We start from the raw sequence: 16972 nt of genomic DNA, 5'->3' as shown, positions 1-16972 counted from the left end.
GGTTCAGCGACGTGGCGCGGCGGCGACCGGCGCGGTCGTGCGGGTCGAGGCGATCGTGCGGGCGACGTACCCGCTGCGGCTGCCCGTGACCGTCACGTGGATCCGCTTGCCACGGTCGGCGGCCACCGGTCGGTAGGCGCTGCCGGTCGCGCCGGCGATGAGCCGGCCGTCGGCGTACCAGCGGTAGCCGAAGGTCGCGACGGGCGACCAGGCTGGCGTGCTCGCCCGCAGGACCGTGCCCACCTGGGCCGCACCGGAGAGGACCGGCCGGTGCACCGTCCTGAACGCCACGGGTTCCGCCTGGACGGGGGGCGTGGTGCGGCTCGACGACAGGGTGCGGGTGACGTAGCCGTCGCGCGTGCCCGTGACGCCGACGCGGATGCGCTTGCCGCGGTCCGCCGACGTCAGGCGGTAGCTGGTGCCCGTGGCGCCGGGGATCGGCCGCCCGTCGGCGAACCACTGGTAGGTGAAGGTGGCGACCGGCGACCAGGCGTCGGTGCGGACCTGCAGCGTGGTGCCGACCTGGGCCGCGCCGGACAGCACCGGTCGCGCCGTCGTCGTGAACTGCCCGGGCGCGACGGCGTCCGTCGGCTGGGACGCGACCTGCGTCGTCGTGTAGGCCGTGCGGGAGCCGGTGACGACGACGTGCAGCCGGTGCCCTCGGTCGTCCGGGGTCACGGTGTAGCGCGCCGTGGTGGCGCCGGCGATGGGGGTGTCGTCGGAGAACCACTGGTAGGCGAGCGTGGCCGTCGGCGACCACGCGGCCGTGCTCGCGGTGAGGACCGACCCGACCGCGGACGTGCCCGCGACGACCGGCGCCGGCGCGAGGTCGAAGACGCCTGGGGCGACGGGGTCGGTCACGGTCGCGGACTCCAGCACCTGCGTGTTGTAGCCCGGGCGTGAGCCCGTGGCGACCACGCCGATGCGCTGGCCGAGCAGGTCGGCGTCGAGCGGAAGGGTGCTGCTCGTGGCTCCGGGGATGATCTCGTCGTCGGCGTACCACTGGTAGTCGAGCGTGGCCGCAGGCTTCCAGGTGGGTGCGGACGCGACGAGCTGGGCGCCCACGCGCTCGGTGCCCGTCAGCGTCGGGCGTGCGGTCGTGCCGAAGTCGCCTGCCGCGATCGGCTTGGACGTGCGCGCCGACGTGGAGGCCGTCGCCGGGTACCCGGCGCGCCGTCCGGTGACGACGACGTGGACCTTGCGGCCGCGCTCGGCCGCGGTCAACCGGTACGTCGACGCGGTGGCGCCGCGGATCGGCGTCCCGTCGGCGACCCACTGGTAGCTCAGGGTGGCCGTCGGCGACCAGGAGCCCGCACGCGCGGTCAGCAGGCTGCCGACCTTCTCGGCACCGGCGAACGTCGGTCGTGGGGCCGAGGTGAAGCGGGGGGTGACGTCCGGGTCGGCGAAGTGGATGAAGCCGTCCGGCCAGCCGGACCCGGACTTCGTGATCCGCCGGTGGTCGAAGTCGCGACCCCAGTTCGACTCCGAGACGATGATCTCGGTGGGGGAGGCGACCCGCTCGACGTACGCGACGTGGTTGCCGGTGCGGCCCCACCAGGCGACCGAGCCGACCGCGGGCGTGGTGTCGGTGATGGACGCCATCGTCGTGCCCCAGTCGCGGGCGTTGCCGACGCCGGAGGCCGGACGTCGGTTCGCCATGCCGTTGGTGGTGACGAGGCGGTACGCGACGTAGTTCGTGCAGTTCGTGCCGCCGTACATGTTCCAGTAGCTGGTGCGCTGGTTCTGCTCGTAGCCGTGGTGGTCGTACCCGGCGCGCAGGCAGTTCGCGTAGCCCGAGCACAGCAGGGTGGAGGCGGCCTGCGCGCTGGGCGCAGCGACCAGCGTCCCGGCCACCAGGACGGCGGCGAGGGAAGATAGCAGCGCTGAGAGCACCCGAGAACGCGACACGCCGAGCAGCGTACGGGATTTCGGGGGCGCGTGGGACCTGTGTGACCGAAGTGGTCGCTCTCGGACCCCGTCGAAGGGGCGGAGGTAGAGCGACCACGCCGTGGACCCCCGTGGACTGCTTAGGGTTGCCTAGCCTATGCTCTGAGCACGGGTCGGCCGACCCGGACGGTCGGGGCGGACGAGAGGCAGACATGACGATCATCGAGCCGGACACCTCCTCGTTGTCGCGCCTGCTGCGCGACGGCTCCCGACGTGAGCACGAGTCCGCGGAAGGATCGGCCTTCATGAGCGAGCTGCTCGCCGGCCGGGTGTCGCCCCGTGGGTACGCGGACTACCTGGCGCGGCTGCAGCGGGTGTACGCGGCGCTGGAGGCCGCAGGACGGACGCTCGCCGGGCACCCGGCGGTCGACGCGGTCCTCGACCCCGCCCTGGAGCGGTCGTCGGCGATCCTCGACGACGTGGCGCACTGGGGGACCGGCGACGCCGCGACGCCGGCGACCGACGCCTACGTCGCGCGGATCGAGACCACCCGTGACCACCCTGCGCGGTTCGTGGCGCACCACTACACGCGGTACCTGGGCGACCTCTCGGGCGGGCGTGCGATCGGCCGGGTGCTGGCTCGGACCTTCGACCTCGACCACGACGGTCTCGCCTTCTACGCGTTCGTCGACGTGCCGAAGCCGAAGCCGTACAAGGACGCCTACCGCGAACGCCTCGACGCGCTCGACCTCACCACGCAGGAGCGGCTGGACGTCCTCGCCGAGGTGCGTCTCGTCTTCGGGCTCAACGAGGCCCTGTTCGCCGAGCTGTCCGCCGACCTCGACGCCTACCGCCCCTGACGGCGCCGCCGACGGGAGGTGTCGCGTGTCCCGTGCTCAGGAGTGGTGCTCCTGGGTGCAGCACTTGACGCTGCCGCCGGCCTTGAGCAGCTCGCTCACGTCAACGGGGACCGGGACGTAGCCCCGCTCCTCGAGCTGACGGGTCAGGGTGCGCGCCTGCACGGGCACGACGACGTGGCGTCCGTCGCTCACGGCGTTGAGCCCGAGCACGAGGGCGTCGTCCTCGGTGCACTCCACCGCGTCCGGGAACAGCTCGCGCAGCGTGCGACGGCTGTGCTCGGAGAACGCCGACGGCAGGTAGGCGATGTCGGCCGGGGCGTCGCCGTTGCCGTCGTCGAGCACGGCCAGGGCGGTGTCGAGGTGGTAGAAGCGCGGGTCGACGAGCTGCAGGCTGACGACCGGACGGTCGAGCACGCGAGCCGCCTCGACGTGCGCGTGCAGGCTCGTCCGGAAGCCCGTTCCTGCCAGGATCATGGAACCGAGCACGAGGAAGTCGCCCTCGCCCTCGTTGGTCTGCGTGGGGTCGGTGACGGCGACGCCCTGCCCCCGGAGCCAGGCGGCGTGCTCGACGGCCTCGGCGGCGCGCTCGGGGTGGCGGAACCGAGCGCCGTAGGCGCGGCCGCCGACGACGGTCGCGCCGTTGGCGGCGAACACCATGTCGGGCAGGCCGGGCACCCCGTCGAGCACGTGCACCCGGTGGCCCAGCGCGCTGTACGTCTGGCGCAGCACCTCCCACTGGACGAGGGCGCGCTGGCGGTCGACGGCCACCCCGGGTCGCATCCACGCGTTGATCGCGTAGGTGACGTCGAAGTGGGTCGGCGCGCACATGAGGTACGTACGGGTCCGGGCGGACCGGGTCACCTGCCGTGCGGGCGAGGGACTCACCGGGACGTGGGTGGCGGGACGGGTCTCGAGCACGGTCACGGCGACCTCCTGGTCAGTGGCGTCACCCCTGCGACGCAACGAATCCATCGTAGTTCGCCCTCCACGCGGACCGAGAGTTCGAAACTGCACGTGCTCGCGCAGGATCCTGGCGTTCTGGCGCCATGGGCGGCGATTCGTTGCACGATGGGTGCATGGACGACCTCGACCGCCGCATCATCGACCACCTCGTGCGCGACGGCCGGGCCGGCTACGCCCGGATCGCCGCCGACGTCGGCCTCTCGGCCCCGGCGGTCAAGCGCCGGGTCGACCGGCTCGTCGCCGACGGCGTGGTGAAGGGGTTCACCGCAGTGGTCGACCCCGACCTCATGGGATGGGCGGTCGAGGCGTACGTGGAGGTCCACTGTCGAGGCACGATCACGCCCGAGGCCCTCGGGTCCGCCTTCGCGAAGGTCCCCGAGATCCACGCGGCGGCGACCGTGTCGGGCCAGGCGGACGCGATCCTGCGGATCGTCGCACGCGACGTGCGCGACCTGGAGCGAGCGCTCGAGCGGGTGCGCACCGAGGTCGACAACGTCGACCACACCGACACCGCGATCGTGCTCTCGCGCCTGATCGACCGCTACACCGGCTGAGCGCCGTTCACGTCGGCGGCCGGACGCCGAGCACGCAGACGGCGTTCCCCGACGGGTCGGCGCAGACCGTCCACGGCAGCCCTGCTGCGGGCTGCTCCACGACGGAGCCGCCGAGGTCGCGCACCAGGTCGAGCGGCGCGGTCGGCGACGCAGCGACGTCGGCGGGGTCCGGTCGGACGTCGAGGTGCAGCACCGACGGCGTGCGCCGGGGCTCGGGCTCCGGGCAGAGCTCGAGGAGCGGCCCGGCTCCCGACGGGTGCTGCAGCGCGTGCGGGTCGTCGGTCGTCGGGACCCAGCCGGTGATCGCGGCCCAGAAGACCGCGTCGCGGTCGGGGTCGGCGCTGTCGAGCGGAAGCGCGGCCACGGGGCCCGTGCCCGTCGCGTAGGCGGCGCGGTCCTCCATGACGCAGAACGCGTTGCCGGCAGGATCGGCGAGCACCACCCACGGGACGTCGCCCTGTCCGATGTCGGCACGGCGCGCGCCGAGCGAGAGCAGCCGCCGCACCACGGCCTCCTGGGCCCGACCGCCGCGCAGGTCGAGGTGCAGGCGCTGCGGGCCTCGAGGCGGGTCGCTGGGCGGGCCGAAGCAGACGTCGAGGAACACGTCGGCTCCGAACAGCACGCGCGCCTCGAGCTGGTCGTCGGACTCCACGAGCACCTCGGCGTCCAGCGCGGCCGCCCAGAACCGCCCCAGGGCGTGTGGGTCGCGGCACGCCCAGACGACGTTCTCCAGCCTCATCGGCCCATCCTGGCGCGTGTCGGCGGTGCGGTGCCAGAGCCCGCCGACCCTCGATTTGAAACGAGTGCCCCGACCGACGTAGACTTCCCTGTCGGCCTATGTCGGGCGCATCGACCCCTGCCCTCGTGGTTCACCCCTCGTCGGAAGCGGCTCCTCGGAGTCGCGGGTCCTCGCGCGTGCCCGGGCCGTCCCTGACGATCAACCGAGAAGCTGAGGTCCATGGCGAAAAAAGAAGGCGTCATCGAGATGGAGGGTGCTGTCGTCGAGGCACTCCCGAACGCGATGTTCCGGGTCGAGCTGGCCAACGGCCACAAGGTCCTGGCGCACATCAGCGGCAAGATGCGCCAGCACTACATCCGCATCCTCCCCGAGGACCGGGTCGTGGTGGAGCTGTCGCCGTACGACCTCAGCCGTGGACGGATCGTCTACCGCTACAAGTGATCGACACGTCGGGAACGACACCGTCGAGCACGCCACAACTGCACACCGAACACGTTCAGACTGAAGAAGAGAGAGCTTCTCGATGAAGGTCAACCCGAGCGTGAAGAAGATCTGTGACAAGTGCAAGGTGATCCGTCGCCACGGCCGCGTCATGGTGATCTGCGAGAACCCCCGGCACAAGCAGCGCCAGGGCTGATCGCACCCTCTTCACCGCGACCACACTGAACATCTGACGGCTCCCGTCGCCCACCAGGGCGGCGGGTCACCCCCGGCGCAGAGGCCGGGGCCCGGCTCAGGACCCCCCAAGGAACGGGTCCTGGAGGCAGCCGGGGCGCCTCAGGTGACGACACCTCTGCCGTACCGGAAGGAACTGCCACCATGGCACGCCTCGTCGGAGTCGATCTCCCGCGCGACAAGCGCATCGAGATCGCACTCACCTACATCTTCGGCGTCGGGCGCACCCGCGCCACCGACACCCTCGCCGCCACCGGCATCAGCCCCGACCTGCGGGTCCACGAGCTGACCGACGACCACCTCGTCGCGCTGCGTGACCACATCGAGGCCAACTACCAGGTCGAGGGCGACCTGCGCCGTGAGGTCACGGCCGACATCCGTCGCAAGATGGAGATCGGTTCGTACCAGGGCCGTCGCCACCGTGCGCACCTGCCCGTCCGCGGCCAGCGCACGAAGACCAACGCGCGCACCCGCAAGGGTCCGAAGCGCACCGTCGCCGGAAAGAAGAAGTGATCTAGATGCCTCCGAAGAACACGGGCGCCAAGAAGGTGCGCCGCAAGGAGAAGAAGAACGTCGTTCAGGGCCAGGCCCACATCAAGAGCACGTTCAACAACACGCACGTGACGATCACGGACCCCTCGGGCGCCGTGATCGCGTGGGCCTCCGGCGGAACCGTCGGCTTCAAGGGCTCGCGCAAGTCCACGCCCTTCGCGGCGGGCATGGCGGCCGAGGCCGCCGGTCGCCAGGCGATGGAGCACGGGATGAAGAAGGTCGACGTCTTCGTGAAGGGCCCGGGCTCGGGTCGCGAGACGGCGATCCGGTCGCTGAGCGGCGTCGGCATCGAGGTCGGCACCATCTCCGACGTCACCCCCAGCCCGCACAACGGCTGCCGCCCGCCCAAGCACCGTCGTCTGTGACGGACGGGAAGAACTCAGGAGTCTGAATCATGGCCCGTTACACCGGACCTCTCACCAAGAAGTCGCGCCGCCTCGGCGTCGACCTCGTCGGTGGCGACGCCGCGTTCGAGCGTCGTCCGTACCCCCCGGGCATGCACGGTCGTGCCCGCATCAAGGAGTCGGAGTACCGCACCCAGCTGCAGGAGAAGCAGAAGGCGCGCTACACCTACGGCGTCCTCGAGAAGCAGTTCCGCAAGTACTACGAGACCGCTCACCGCAAGCCGGGCAAGACGGGTGACAACCTGCTCATCCTGCTCGAGAGCCGTCTCGACAACGTGGTCTACCGTGCCGGCCTCGCCCGCACGCGCCGCCACGCGCGTCAGCTCGTGACGCACGGTCACTTCGTCGTCAACGGCGTGAAGACGAACATCCCGTCCTTCCAGATCAGCAAGCACGACATCATCGATGTCAAGCAGAAGAGCCTGGAGACGACGCCGTTCATCGTCGCGCGCGAGACCCACGACCGGGACACCGTCCCCGGCTGGATCGACGTCGACGCCGACCGCGGCCGCATCCTGGTGCACCAGCGCCCGGTCCGCGAGCAGATCACCGTCCCCATCCAGGAGCAGCTGATCGTGGAGTACTACTCCAAGATCTGATCGTCCTGTTCCACCGAGCCGGCCCTTCAAATAGCGGGAGGGCCGGAAAGGAAGTTCCATGCTCATCGCACAGCGCCCCGTCCTGACCGAAGAGGTCGTCGCCGACAACCGTTCGCGGTTCGTCATCGAGCCCCTCGAGCCCGGCTTCGGGTACACCCTCGGCAACTCGCTGCGCCGCACGCTCCTCAGCTCCATCCCGGGCGCGTCGGTCACGTCGATCAAGATCGACGGCATCCAGCACGAGTTCTCGACCGTCCCCGGCGTGACCGAGGACGTCACCGAGATCATCCTCAACCTGAAGAGCCTCGTCGTCTCCTCCGAGCACGACGAGCCGTTCGTCATGTACCTGCGCGCGCAGGGCCCCGGTGTCGCCACCGCGGGCGACATCGAGGCCCCCGCGGGCGTCGAGGTCTACAACAAGGACCTGCACATCGCCACGCTGAACGAGAAGGGCAGCCTGGAGATCGAGCTCGTCGTCGAGCGCGGCCGCGGCTACGTCTCGGCGGTGCAGAACAAGACCGGCGACGAGGAGATCGGGCGCATGCCGGTCGACTCGATCTACAGCCCGGTCCTCAAGGTCACGTACAAGGTCGAGGCCACCCGAGTCGAGCAGCGCACCGACTTCGACAAGCTGATCATCGACGTCGAGACGAAGTCCTCGATCCTGCCGCGTGACGCGATCGCGTCGGCCGGTTCGACCCTCGTCGAGCTCTTCGGCCTGGCCCGTGAGCTCAACGTCGAGGCCGAGGGCATCGACATCGGCCCGTCGCCGGTCGACGAGCAGCTCGCCGCCGACCTCGCCCTGCCGATCGAGGAGCTCAACTTCACGGTCCGCTCGTACAACTGCCTCAAGCGCGAGGGCATCCACTCCGTGGGTGAGCTCATCACGCGCTCGGAGCAGGACCTGCTCGACATCCGCAACTTCGGCTCGAAGTCGATCGACGAGGTCAAGGCCAAGCTGGCCGAGATGGGCCTGGCCCTCAAGGACAGCCCGGCCGGTTTCGACCCGTCGGCCGTCCTCGACTCCTACGACGACGACGCCAGCTTCGCCGAGGACGAGCAGTACTGAGCTGCTCGCTCATCGACCGTATTACTGACCTGGAGACAGACACATGCCCACGCCCACCAAGGGAGCCCGCCTCGGCGGCAGCCCGTCGCACCAGCGCCTGATCCTGGCGAACCTCGCGACGGCGCTGTTCGAGCACGGCCGCATCACCACCACCGAGGCCAAGGCCCGCCGTCTGCGGCCCTACGCCGAGCAGCTCATCACGAAGGCCAAGACCGACACGGTGGCGAACCGCCGCCAGGTCGTGAAGGTCGTGCGTGACAAGAGCGTCCTGCACACGCTGTTCACCGAGATCGGCCCCGCCATGGCGAGCCGTCCCGGCGGGTACACGCGCATCACGAAGATCGGTCCGCGCAAGGGCGACAACGCCCCCATGGCCGTCATCGAGATCGTCGAGGAGAAGTCCTTCACGGCGCAGGCGACCGCTCCGGCGACGAGCAGCGCGGCTCCCGTCGAGGAGCCGACGGCCGAGGAGACGCCCGCGGTGAACGCGGCCGACGACTCCGCCGAGGTCGAGACCGACGTCGTCGCGGGTGCGCCCGCCACGGAGGTCGAGACCGAGCCGGCCACCGAGGCCGACGTCGAGGCAGCGGCCGAGGCCGTCGAGGGTGCGACCGACGAGGACACCACCAAGGCCTGACCCCAGGTCCCGTCACGAGGGCCCCCACCGCACCAGCGGTGGGGGCCCTCGTGCGTGCGTCCCGGAACGGGACGAGATTCCCGATACTGGTCGGGCCGGCGGCCGAGGGCCGATAGGGTCGGCCCGGGCGTGTCACTCGGGGGCGCTCGTCGTCTGCACCGAGGAGTCGTCGTGGTCAGGTCCGGAGTCGTCATGCTCACCACCGGAGCGGTGCTCGCAGCACTGCTCCCGGCCGCGGCGGTCGCCGCCCCGACCCCGACCGCGACCACCGACCCGGCACCCGTCGCCACTGCCGCGCTGGCCGAGGCGCAGGCGCCGTCGGTCGAGCCCGAGGCCGTGGGCATCATCGTGCAGAGCACCGCGTCGCCGCAGAGGGTCGAGGCCGCGGTCGACGACGCGCTCCCGTCCGACGTCGCGGTGCGTGACACGGTCGACGGCGCCGGCGGCCTGTCGCTCGTGGAGCTCGACGGGACGCTCGAGGGCGACACGGCCAGCGAGGTCGCCGACGCGATCGAGCAGCGCAGCGACGTCACGTTCGCGACCCCGAACTACCGGGTCCGTGCCTTCTCCACGCCGCCCGTGTCGACCGACGACACGTTCTTCGGCGACCAGCACAACCTCTGGGACCGCTCCCGCTCGCGGGGCGGCTACAGCGTGCGCGCCCCGTCCTTCTGGCAGACCACGCGCGGCAGCAGCGACACCGTGGTGGCCGTGCTCGACACCGGCATCGTGGCGAACCACGCCGACCTCGCAGGACAGCTGGTCCCGGGCTACGACCTGGTGACCGACGAGTACGTCTGCCCGTCGGGCTCGCAGGTGTGCAGCACGCGCGGGACGTTCACCAACGCCGACGACGGCGACGCCCTCGACCCCGACCCGTCCGACCCGGGTGACTGGATGGACGCGACGTGGGCGAAGAAGTGTGGCGCGCCGAAGGGGACGAGCTACGCCAGCTCGTGGCACGGCACCCACGTGGCCGGCATCGTCGCGGCCAAGGCGGACAACGGACGCGGCACCGCCGGCGTCGCCCCCGGCGTCCGGGTGCAGCCCGTGCGCGTCCTCGGCCACTGCGGAGGCGACACCTGGGGCATCATGCACGGCATCTACTGGGCAGCCGGCGCGGACCTCGGCACGGTCGAGGACAAGGAGTTCGCCGGCACGCCGGTGAACCCGACGCCGGCGAAGGTGCTGAACATGTCGCTCGGCAGCACGATGCGCACGGAGGCGCAGCGTCGCCAGGCCTGCAAGGCCTACGCGAAGCCGCTGGCGTTCGCGCGGTCCCGGGGAGCCACCGTGGTCGCGGCGGCGGGCAACGACAGCTTCACCAAGAACGTCAGCGCCAACCTCTCGGTCCCGGCGGCGTGCCCCGGGGTGATCTCGGTGGGCGCGACCAGCCGCACGGGGCACCGGTCGTACTACTCCCAGGCCGGCTCCACCGTCGACCTCTCGGCACCCGGGGGTGACACGATCATGGACGCCCGGAGCGACGAGAGCGACGGGCGGGGCCACGGCGGCATCTGGTCCAGCGTGATCACCGCCACGACCCGCCCGAACACCGGCTACGTCGCTCGTCAGTACGAGGGCACCAGCATGGCGGCTCCCCACGTCGCCGCGGCCGCGGCGCTGCTCTACTCCCAGGGCGCGACGTCGCCCGCCAAGGTCGAGGAGACGCTCGAGCGGTCCGTCAGCCGCTTCCCGGCCCGCGACAAGCGGTACGCGTCGGTCGTGGTCAGCGACGGGCGGAAGAACTACCGGCTGTTCGACCTGAACTGCACGACGTCGCGCTGCGGCACCGGGATGCTGAACCTCGAGCGGTTCGCGCCCCGGACCGCTGGCACCGCCACCGTCGGGCGGACGGTCTCCTTCGAGGGCTGGCAGACCAGCCGCAGCGACGTCGCCTACGAGTGGTTCATGGGCGACCCCACGCAGGTCCTCGGCCGCGGCCGCACCTTCACCGTGCCCACCTCGGCACTGGGCCGTTCGCTGGCCGTCAAGGTCACGGTGCCCGGCCAGGGCGACACGATCGTCGGCACGCCCACCGTCGGCAAGTCGACCAGCACCACCTCCACGGCGCTCGGGACGTCGGTCTCGCGGACCAAGCGCGCGACGTTGAAGGTGCGGGTCTCCGGACCCGTGGGCGCGACGGGCACCGTGCAGGTCTACGACGGCCGCCGCCGCGTGACCACCGTGACCCTCGCGCGCGGCCGGGCGACGGTGCTGCTGCCGCGACTCTCGAAGGGCCGGCACACCATCAAGGCCGTTTACTCGGGGAGCTCGCTGCTCAAGGGCTCGTCCCGCGCCCGGACGATCACGTCGAAGTAGGTCGGGCCCTCAGCCCCGGCGCACGGTCAGCACGCGGAAGCCCTTGCTGCTGGCCGTGCGCTCGGTCGGCCAGCCCTGCCCGACCAGCCAACGCTGCAGGCTGTCGGCGCCCAGGTTCTTGCCGACGACCAGCCGGGCGTGGCCGTCGTCGGCGAGCCGGTCGAGCCAGTGCAGGAGCAGCGCGTGCAGGGCGTCCTTGCCGATCCGGATCGGGGGGTTCGACCAGATCGCGTCGAACCTCACGTCGTCGGGCACGTCGTCCGGTGCGGCGACCTGGACCCGCGCCCCGCCGTCCGCCGGCAGCGCGTCGGCGTTGAGCCGGGTCAGCTCGCGCGCCCGCTCGTTCACGTCGACGGCCCACACCCGCGCAGCGGGTGACGCGGCCGCGACCGCGCAGGCGATCGGGCCCCAGCCGCACCCGAGGTCGAGGACCGTGCCCGTGGGAGGGTCGGCGGACTCCAGCAGGACCCGCGTGGCGTGGTCGAGGTGGTCGCCGGAGAACACGCCCGTGCTCGTGGTGCAGGTGAGCCGGTGTCCCCAGGCCTCGACCGCGACGGTGCGGCGCTGGTCGGATCCGTCGGGACGGTCGTCGAAGTAGTGGCCGCTCACGCGCACCATCCTCCCAGCGGCTCGGGGGAGCGGCTCAGCAGTGTCGTGAGACGTGCCCGCGGGCACCGCGCGGCAGCACGTCGCGGTCACGCAGCTGGATGGGGTGCTCGCCGGCTCGCTCCTTGCAGGCGCGGGCGTAGGCCCGGCGGCCGTTGTCGGTGTACTCGACCTCCACGACGGCCGAGCCGTACACGTCGGTGTAGGCAGCGCACTCGCGGTAGACCTCGCACTCCTCGGCCACCGCGAAGTCGAAGCCGAGCGCCCTGCCGTCCAGCTCGGGGGTGTTCTTCTGTGCGATCGCGAGCCCGGCGTCGTGCGCGGCGCGCACGAGGGCACGGGCCGTCGCCTCCGTCTGGCGGCGCGTCATCAGGCCCCTCGACCGTGTCCAGGCATCGAGGTTGTCGGGCTCGACCGCGGCGTAGCCGTCGCGGGCACACGCGCGGAACCAGCGCGCCACGACGGCGACGACGGCGGCCCGACGTGCCGCGGTGCGCTGGTCCAGCAGCACCTCGTCCGGCCAGCCGGGATCGCGCACCAGACGTCCACCCTGCCGCAGCAGCAGCGTGGGGTGGTGCTTCTTCCACCAGCCGAGGTCGCCTGGCTGCGTCTGGAAGGCGTTGACGTAGCAGACCGAGTACCGCGTCCGGGTCTGCCGGAGCCGTCCGGTCGCGGACGACGACGGTGACGTCGTCCGCCGGGCGGTAGGCGCCGCCCAGCTGGTAGTCGGCGACGGCGTCGGTCGGGAACGGCCGTACCTCGGGCGGGGCCTGGTCGGCGGCCGCGGAGCAGGCCGACGCGACGAGGACGGCCGCGACGAGCAGGAGGCAGAGCCGCAGGGCGCGCGCACGGGACGTCACCGCCCCAGGCTACGGCGTGCGGGTGCCGGGCCCCTCGTCACGACGTCGTCGCGCCTGGCCGACCCTGGTGGCGAGCCCGGCGTCGTCGGGGTACACGACCTCCTCCAGGACCAGGCCGTGTGCCGGCATCACCTTGACGCGAGGGTCGCGGGCACCGGCCAGCAGGACCTCCCGCGCCCACGACGCCGGGTGCCGTCCCTCGCCGACCGCGACCAGCGCGCCCATGAGCGCCCGCACCATGGAGTGGCAGAAGGCGTCGGCCCGCACCGCGGTGACGAGCAGCCCGTCGGCGGGGGAGCGGACCGTGCTGAGCTCGAGGAGTGTGCGGATGGTCGTCGCGCCCTGACGTCGCCGGCAGAAGGCCGCGAAGTCGTGCTCGCCCACGAGCAGGCCACCAGCCGCGGACATCGCCGCCGCGTCGAGCGCCCGCGGCCAGGCGACCACGGTGCTGCGGTGCAGCGGGTCGACGCGGGCCGGGTCGTCCTGGATCCGGTACGCGTAGCGACGCTCCAGCGCAGCGAAGCGCGCGTCGAACCCCTCGGGTGCGAGGCGGACCCGGTGGACGACGACGTCGTCGGGCAGCAGTCGGCGCAGCCGCCGGGCCAGCACCTCGGGGTCGACGTCGACGTCGAGGTCGACGTGCGCCACCTGGCCGCGGGCGTGCACGCCGGCATCGGTGCGGCCGGCGCAGGTCAGGCCCGGCCGCTCCTCCAGGCGCAGCACGGTGGCGATGGCCTGCTCGACGGTCTCCTGCACGCTGCGCAGTCCCGGCTGCGTCGCCCATCCCCGGAAGCCGGCCCCGTCGTAGGAGAGGTCGAGTCGCAGGCGCACCCCGACACGGTAGTCCCTACGCTGGTCCCGTGAAGCGCGGACTCGTGGCCTCCACCTGTGCAGCCCTCGTCCTCGCGGCGTGCTCCCCGAGCACCCCGCAGGAGACCGCTCCGCCGGAGAAGGGCACGGGGACGACGCCGACGTTCGTCGTCCTCAACCCGACCCCCGACCCCGCGACGTCGCAGACCGTCACCTGGCGGTCGCGGGAGGCGTTCGACGACCAACGGGTCGTCGCGCGTCCCGTCGGCGGCGGCCCGCAGGTCCGCGCCGACGCGACCCGCAAGGCGGCGACGAGCGTGCGCGACAGCGGCTCGGCGCTGCCCGCCTACACGGCCACCCTGCGCGGGCTGCAGCCCGGCACGCGCTACCGCTACCGCGTCGAGAACGCCGGCGGCACGGCCGGCCCGTACACGTTCCGCACGCCCCGCGACGACGACGCCCCGTGGACGTTCCTCGCCCTCGGCGACACCCAGGTCGACAACGCCGACGTCCCCGCACGGATCGTGCGCGAGGCCGTCGACGAGCACCCCGAGGCCAACCTCGTCCTGCACGCCGGCGACGTCGTCAACGAGCCGTGGCGGCACGGCGAGTGGGTCGACCTGATGAAGGCGCTCGCGCCCGTGCGGACCAGCCGCAACCTCGCGGTGTCGATCGGCAACCACGAGCGGTGCATCCTCGTGCGGGGGTGCCGTTCCGGTGGAGCCGAGGGCTTCCGCACCTACTTCACCGACCCCAGCAACGACGTCGACGGCCAGCAGCCGACCTGGTACAGCTTCGACCAGCAGGGCGTCCGGTTCGTCGTGCTCGACTCCTTCGGCACGGACCTCGAGGCCCAGGCCCGCTTCCTCGACGAGCGGCTCGCGGACAACCCGGACCGGTGGAGCGTCGTGCTCATGCACGCGGGGCCGTTCGCGTCGCGCGTGTACCGCACGAACACCGAGGTGTTCTCGACGATCCTGCCGGTGGTGGAGAAGCACGACGTCGACCTCTTCCTCAACGGCCACGACCACGTCTACACGAGCGGCTACCACGGCGACCCGGACGGCACGGTCTTCGCGGTCTCGGACTCCGGGCCGAAGTACTACCAGATCTCCGGGGAGGACTGGACCCGTCGAGGGGCCACGCGCACGCGCTGGGCGAAGCAGGTGAGCACCTACCAGGTCGTCGACGTCGGGCCCGACGCGCTGCACTACCGGGCGGTCGTCGCCGCCAACGGTGCCGCCGCGCAGCCGCGGCTGCGACCGGGGACCGTCCTCGACGACGTGACGATCCGCAAGGACGCACGGGGGACGAAGACCGTCACCCGCCGCTGACCTGTCGTCAGCCGGCGAGCCGGGTCGCCGAGCAGGACGGCGTGCCCAGCATGCGGACCTCCATGATCCCGAGCTGGATGCCGAGCATCTTCAGCAGCGGCTGGACCAGCAGGTCGAGCGTGCCGGTGAGCTTGTTGATGGCGTCGAGCACGGAGTTCGTGGTGCTGTCGACGCTGCTCAGGACGATCCGTTCGCCGCCGCCGTAGATCTGCGTGAGATCAGGTGCGGGTGGGTAGGGGAACTGCTGGGTGGTGGTCTTCGCGCCGACCGTCCCGGTGATCCGCACGACGCCGGCGAGCGGGATCCCCAGCAGCGACAGCGGGGTGACCGTGGCGCTGCCCGTGCCGCCGGGCCCGCTGAGCGTCGCGAGCGAGGTGTCGCCGCGCACGGTCGTGGAGGCCTGCACACCGCTGGACGCGCACGTGACGCTGGTCAGCGTGGCGGTGCCCTTGCCGACCTGCACGCCCAGCGAGATGTTGCCGATGCCGGCGATCCCGAGGACGCTCACCCCGGTCTTGACGTCGAGGCGGACCTGGGCGGTGCGTGCCTGCGCCCCCACGCCGCCGCAGGCGATGACCGGCGGTTCGATGATCGTCAGCTGCGTGTTCGCGGTGACGAGGTCCAGCGGCACGCCGAGGTCGGTGCCGATCGCGACCGCGTTCTTGCCGTTCGCGACCGCGGCGGAGACGGCGGCGGTGCCGATGAGGTCGAGGGCGTTCAGCTGGGCGTCCAGACCGGACTCCCCACCCGTGCCGACCGACAGGAAGCGTCCGAGGTCCACGTTCAGCGCGCCGACCTGCCCGCCGATGGTGTTCAGCAGGGTCGCCTGGGCCGTGTTGCCCTGGCGCTGCAGGACCGTCGCGGTCGCCACCATCAGCTGGCGCAGCGTCACCGTCGCGGTCGCGAGCTGCTGCGTCGTGCCGACGCCGAGCTCGGCGGCCACGTCACCCAGTCGGACGGAGAGCGTCTTGAGGTCGACGATGCCGGAGTAGCCCACGAGCCCCAGGTTCACCCGGAGGATCCGGTCGAGCAGCGGGCTCAGGGCGCTCTGCGAGGAGTTGAGCACGAGCGACTTGGTGCCGGCGGAGAAGCAGACGGCGGGTTGGGCGCGGGCGCCGACGGCGCTGCGTGCCGCGCTGCCCGAGCTGCGACCGATGACCGGCGCGAAGGCGAAGTCGACCGTGGTGCTGGACTCGACCTTCACCGCGTCGCAGACGCCGTTGGCCGCACCCGCCACGAACGTCTTCGTCACCGTGTCGAGGTGGCCCGGCGTCACCACGAGCGGCGACGTCCGGCCGATGCGACGGTTCTGGCGGGCGAGGCTCGCGTTCGCCGCGGTGGTGAGCGCCGTGGCGTCGCAGGTCGGGAGCTTGCGCGCGGCGTCGAGCGCGACGACGTCGGCGACCGACTGCATGTCGCGGACCGCCACCCGCTGGAGGCCGAGGTCGGCCGCGAACGCCGTGAAGCCCAGCAGGATCGTCATCGTGAGGATGGTCAGCGGCAGGATCGAGCCGCGCTCGTCGCGCCGACGCGAGGGCCGGCGGCCGTCGCCCCGCAGCGCGAGACGCGCCCACCGCCCGGTCACGAGCTGATCTCCGCCGTCGTCTCGTAGGAGACCTTGGACGGCAGGACCACCCCGAGCCCCGGGAACGACGGCAGCAGGGGGTGGTCGCGGTAGAGGTGGGAGATCGCGACCTTCGCGCACTTCGACGTCGAGCCGGTGCAGGTCATCGACGGCGTGATGACGCAGGTGCCGACCACCTCGCTGCCGCGGGTGAGCGTGCCCGCGGACGTGCACGTGACGCCGTAGGAGCCGAGCGACCGGTTGACGGCCGCGCGGGCGTCGGACAGCGACGTCGTCGAGCCACTGGGTGCGACCGCGAGCACCCGCGCCCCCTCGGCCGCGGCCTGGCTGATCCCCTGCCGGTAGCTCAGCATCCAGCCGTAGCTGATGATGCCGAACAGCAGCGCCACGAAGATGGGCAGCACGAGCGCGAACTCGACGGCTGCCGCACCGTCCTCACGGCGGCGCTGGTGCGTGGTGCGTCCCTGGACGCGTCGGTGTCGTCGTCCGACCATCACGATGCTCCCTCAGTCGTGA

General features: G+C 71.9%; 19 protein-coding genes. 11 read left to right on the top strand and 8 right to left on the bottom strand.

Annotated features, from left to right (window positions below; genetic code table 11):
- Positions 1 to 3: 3 nt before the first annotated feature.
- On the bottom strand, positions 4 to 1908 hold the full coding sequence (locus QE370_RS01225; protein WP_309633129.1) for a CHAP domain-containing protein: 1905 nt from the start codon (positions 1906 to 1908) through the stop codon (positions 4 to 6).
- Between the two features lie 191 nt (positions 1909 to 2099).
- Between QE370_RS01225 and QE370_RS01220 the strand changes: the two genes are divergently transcribed.
- On the top strand, positions 2100 to 2747 hold the full coding sequence (locus QE370_RS01220; RefSeq protein ID WP_309633128.1) for a biliverdin-producing heme oxygenase: 648 nt from the start codon (positions 2100 to 2102) through the stop codon (positions 2745 to 2747).
- A gap of 36 nt (positions 2748 to 2783) precedes the next feature.
- Here the strand turns inward: QE370_RS01220 and ddaH are convergent, their stop codons facing one another.
- Positions 2784 to 3671, bottom strand: a complete 888-nt coding sequence (ddaH, locus tag QE370_RS01215) for a dimethylargininase (RefSeq protein WP_309633127.1) — start codon at positions 3669 to 3671, stop codon at positions 2784 to 2786.
- A 152-nt stretch (positions 3672 to 3823) separates the two neighbouring features.
- On the opposite strand from ddaH, the gene QE370_RS01210 reads away from it, so the two are divergent.
- Entirely contained in the window at positions 3824 to 4264 is a 441-nt protein-coding gene (locus QE370_RS01210; protein WP_253022602.1) for an Lrp/AsnC family transcriptional regulator, read from the top strand.
- 7 nt (positions 4265 to 4271) lie between these two features.
- On the opposite strand, the gene QE370_RS01205 is transcribed toward QE370_RS01210, so the two are convergent.
- The gene (locus QE370_RS01205; protein WP_309633126.1) at positions 4272 to 5003 is read right to left on the bottom strand and encodes a VOC family protein; all 732 of its coding nucleotides are present in this window, start codon (positions 5001 to 5003) and stop codon (positions 4272 to 4274) included.
- 219 nt (positions 5004 to 5222) lie between these two features.
- Between QE370_RS01205 and infA the strand changes: the two genes are divergently transcribed.
- The 8 genes from infA to QE370_RS01165 all read left to right on the top strand — a co-directional run bounded on the left by infA (position 5223) and on the right by QE370_RS01165 (position 11261).
- Positions 5223 to 5444 carry a translation initiation factor IF-1 gene (infA, locus tag QE370_RS01200; RefSeq protein ID WP_007078610.1) on the top strand — a complete coding sequence of 74 codons (222 nt, stop codon included), beginning with the start codon at positions 5223 to 5225 and terminating at the stop codon, positions 5442 to 5444.
- Between the two features lie 82 nt (positions 5445 to 5526).
- Positions 5527 to 5640 carry a 50S ribosomal protein L36 gene (gene rpmJ, locus QE370_RS01195; RefSeq protein WP_008361054.1) on the top strand — a complete coding sequence of 38 codons (114 nt, stop codon included), beginning with the start codon at positions 5527 to 5529 and terminating at the stop codon, positions 5638 to 5640.
- A 182-nt stretch (positions 5641 to 5822) separates the two neighbouring features.
- Positions 5823 to 6191: a 30S ribosomal protein S13 gene (gene rpsM, locus QE370_RS01190; protein ID WP_067859750.1), complete on the top strand. Its 369-nt coding sequence runs from the start codon at positions 5823 to 5825 to the stop codon at positions 6189 to 6191.
- A gap of 5 nt (positions 6192 to 6196) precedes the next feature.
- The gene (rpsK, locus tag QE370_RS01185) at positions 6197 to 6595 is read left to right on the top strand and encodes a 30S ribosomal protein S11 (protein WP_067859747.1); all 399 of its coding nucleotides are present in this window, start codon (positions 6197 to 6199) and stop codon (positions 6593 to 6595) included.
- Positions 6596 to 6624: 29 nt separating this feature from the next.
- Positions 6625 to 7233 (top strand): 30S ribosomal protein S4, encoded by a 609-nt coding sequence (gene rpsD, locus QE370_RS01180; protein WP_253022618.1) that lies wholly within the window; start codon positions 6625 to 6627, stop codon positions 7231 to 7233.
- Between the two features lie 58 nt (positions 7234 to 7291).
- Positions 7292 to 8302 carry a DNA-directed RNA polymerase subunit alpha gene (locus QE370_RS01175; RefSeq protein WP_309633125.1) on the top strand — a complete coding sequence of 337 codons (1011 nt, stop codon included), beginning with the start codon at positions 7292 to 7294 and terminating at the stop codon, positions 8300 to 8302.
- A gap of 43 nt (positions 8303 to 8345) precedes the next feature.
- The gene (rplQ, locus tag QE370_RS01170) at positions 8346 to 8939 is read left to right on the top strand and encodes a 50S ribosomal protein L17 (RefSeq protein ID WP_309633124.1); all 594 of its coding nucleotides are present in this window, start codon (positions 8346 to 8348) and stop codon (positions 8937 to 8939) included.
- A 171-nt stretch (positions 8940 to 9110) separates the two neighbouring features.
- On the top strand, positions 9111 to 11261 hold the full coding sequence (locus tag QE370_RS01165; RefSeq protein ID WP_309633123.1) for a S8 family serine peptidase: 2151 nt from the start codon (positions 9111 to 9113) through the stop codon (positions 11259 to 11261).
- 9 nt (positions 11262 to 11270) lie between these two features.
- Here QE370_RS01165 and QE370_RS01160 read toward each other — a convergent pair whose 3' ends face one another.
- Genes QE370_RS01160 through truA form a run of 3 tightly spaced genes read right to left on the bottom strand, consistent with a single transcriptional unit; the run spans position 11271 to position 13558 of the window.
- Positions 11271 to 11879, bottom strand: coding sequence for a class I SAM-dependent methyltransferase (locus QE370_RS01160; protein ID WP_396127786.1), 609 nt, complete (start codon positions 11877 to 11879; stop codon positions 11271 to 11273).
- Between the two features lie 25 nt (positions 11880 to 11904).
- Positions 11905 to 12717 carry an endo alpha-1,4 polygalactosaminidase gene (locus tag QE370_RS01155; RefSeq protein WP_309633121.1) on the bottom strand — a complete coding sequence of 271 codons (813 nt, stop codon included), beginning with the start codon at positions 12715 to 12717 and terminating at the stop codon, positions 11905 to 11907.
- Positions 12718 to 12736: 19 nt separating this feature from the next.
- On the bottom strand, positions 12737 to 13558 hold the full coding sequence (truA, locus tag QE370_RS01150) for a tRNA pseudouridine(38-40) synthase TruA (RefSeq protein ID WP_309633120.1): 822 nt from the start codon (positions 13556 to 13558) through the stop codon (positions 12737 to 12739).
- Between the two features lie 29 nt (positions 13559 to 13587).
- Between truA and QE370_RS01145 the strand changes: the two genes are divergently transcribed.
- The gene (locus tag QE370_RS01145; protein ID WP_309633119.1) at positions 13588 to 14871 is read left to right on the top strand and encodes a metallophosphoesterase family protein; all 1284 of its coding nucleotides are present in this window, start codon (positions 13588 to 13590) and stop codon (positions 14869 to 14871) included.
- Between the two features lie 7 nt (positions 14872 to 14878).
- Here QE370_RS01145 and QE370_RS01140 read toward each other — a convergent pair whose 3' ends face one another.
- Positions 14879 to 16456, bottom strand: coding sequence for a pilus assembly protein TadG-related protein (locus QE370_RS01140; protein ID WP_309633118.1), 1578 nt, complete (start codon positions 16454 to 16456; stop codon positions 14879 to 14881).
- A complete protein-coding gene (locus QE370_RS01135; RefSeq protein WP_309633117.1) occupies positions 16453 to 16950 on the bottom strand; it encodes a TadE/TadG family type IV pilus assembly protein in 498 nt (165 codons plus the stop codon). Before QE370_RS01135 ends, QE370_RS01140 begins: the two co-directional genes overlap by 4 nt.
- Between the last annotated feature and the right edge of the window lie 22 nt (positions 16951 to 16972).

This window comes from Aeromicrobium sp. SORGH_AS_0981 (genome assembly GCF_031453195.1).
Classification (GTDB): Bacteria; Actinomycetota; Actinomycetes; order Propionibacteriales; family Nocardioidaceae; genus Aeromicrobium.
The sequence above is the reverse complement of the archived record's forward strand: the minus strand, read 5'-3'. Positions and strand labels throughout refer to the sequence as shown.

Excerpts from the sequence above, each read along its gene's own strand:
- QE370_RS01220 (WP_309633128.1), top strand. The coding sequence starts at position 2,100 with ATGACGATCATCGAGCCGGACACCTCCTCGTTGTCGCGCCTGCTGCGC.
- QE370_RS01160 (WP_396127786.1), bottom strand. The coding sequence starts at position 11,879 with ATGGTGCGCGTGAGCGGCCACTACTTCGACGACCGTCCCGACGGATCC.
- rpsM (WP_067859750.1), top strand. The coding sequence starts at position 5,823 with ATGGCACGCCTCGTCGGAGTCGATCTCCCGCGCGACAAGCGCATCGAG.
- rpmJ (WP_008361054.1), top strand. The coding sequence starts at position 5,527 with ATGAAGGTCAACCCGAGCGTGAAGAAGATCTGTGACAAGTGCAAGGTG.
- rplQ (WP_309633124.1), top strand. The coding sequence starts at position 8,346 with ATGCCCACGCCCACCAAGGGAGCCCGCCTCGGCGGCAGCCCGTCGCAC.
- QE370_RS01135 (WP_309633117.1), bottom strand. The coding sequence starts at position 16,950 with ATGGTCGGACGACGACACCGACGCGTCCAGGGACGCACCACGCACCAG.
- QE370_RS01210 (WP_253022602.1), top strand. The coding sequence starts at position 3,824 with ATGGACGACCTCGACCGCCGCATCATCGACCACCTCGTGCGCGACGGC.
- rpsK (WP_067859747.1), top strand. The coding sequence starts at position 6,197 with ATGCCTCCGAAGAACACGGGCGCCAAGAAGGTGCGCCGCAAGGAGAAG.
- QE370_RS01175 (WP_309633125.1), top strand. The coding sequence starts at position 7,292 with ATGCTCATCGCACAGCGCCCCGTCCTGACCGAAGAGGTCGTCGCCGAC.
- rpsD (WP_253022618.1), top strand. The coding sequence starts at position 6,625 with ATGGCCCGTTACACCGGACCTCTCACCAAGAAGTCGCGCCGCCTCGGC.
- QE370_RS01205 (WP_309633126.1), bottom strand. The coding sequence starts at position 5,003 with ATGAGGCTGGAGAACGTCGTCTGGGCGTGCCGCGACCCACACGCCCTG.
- infA (WP_007078610.1), top strand. The coding sequence starts at position 5,223 with ATGGCGAAAAAAGAAGGCGTCATCGAGATGGAGGGTGCTGTCGTCGAG.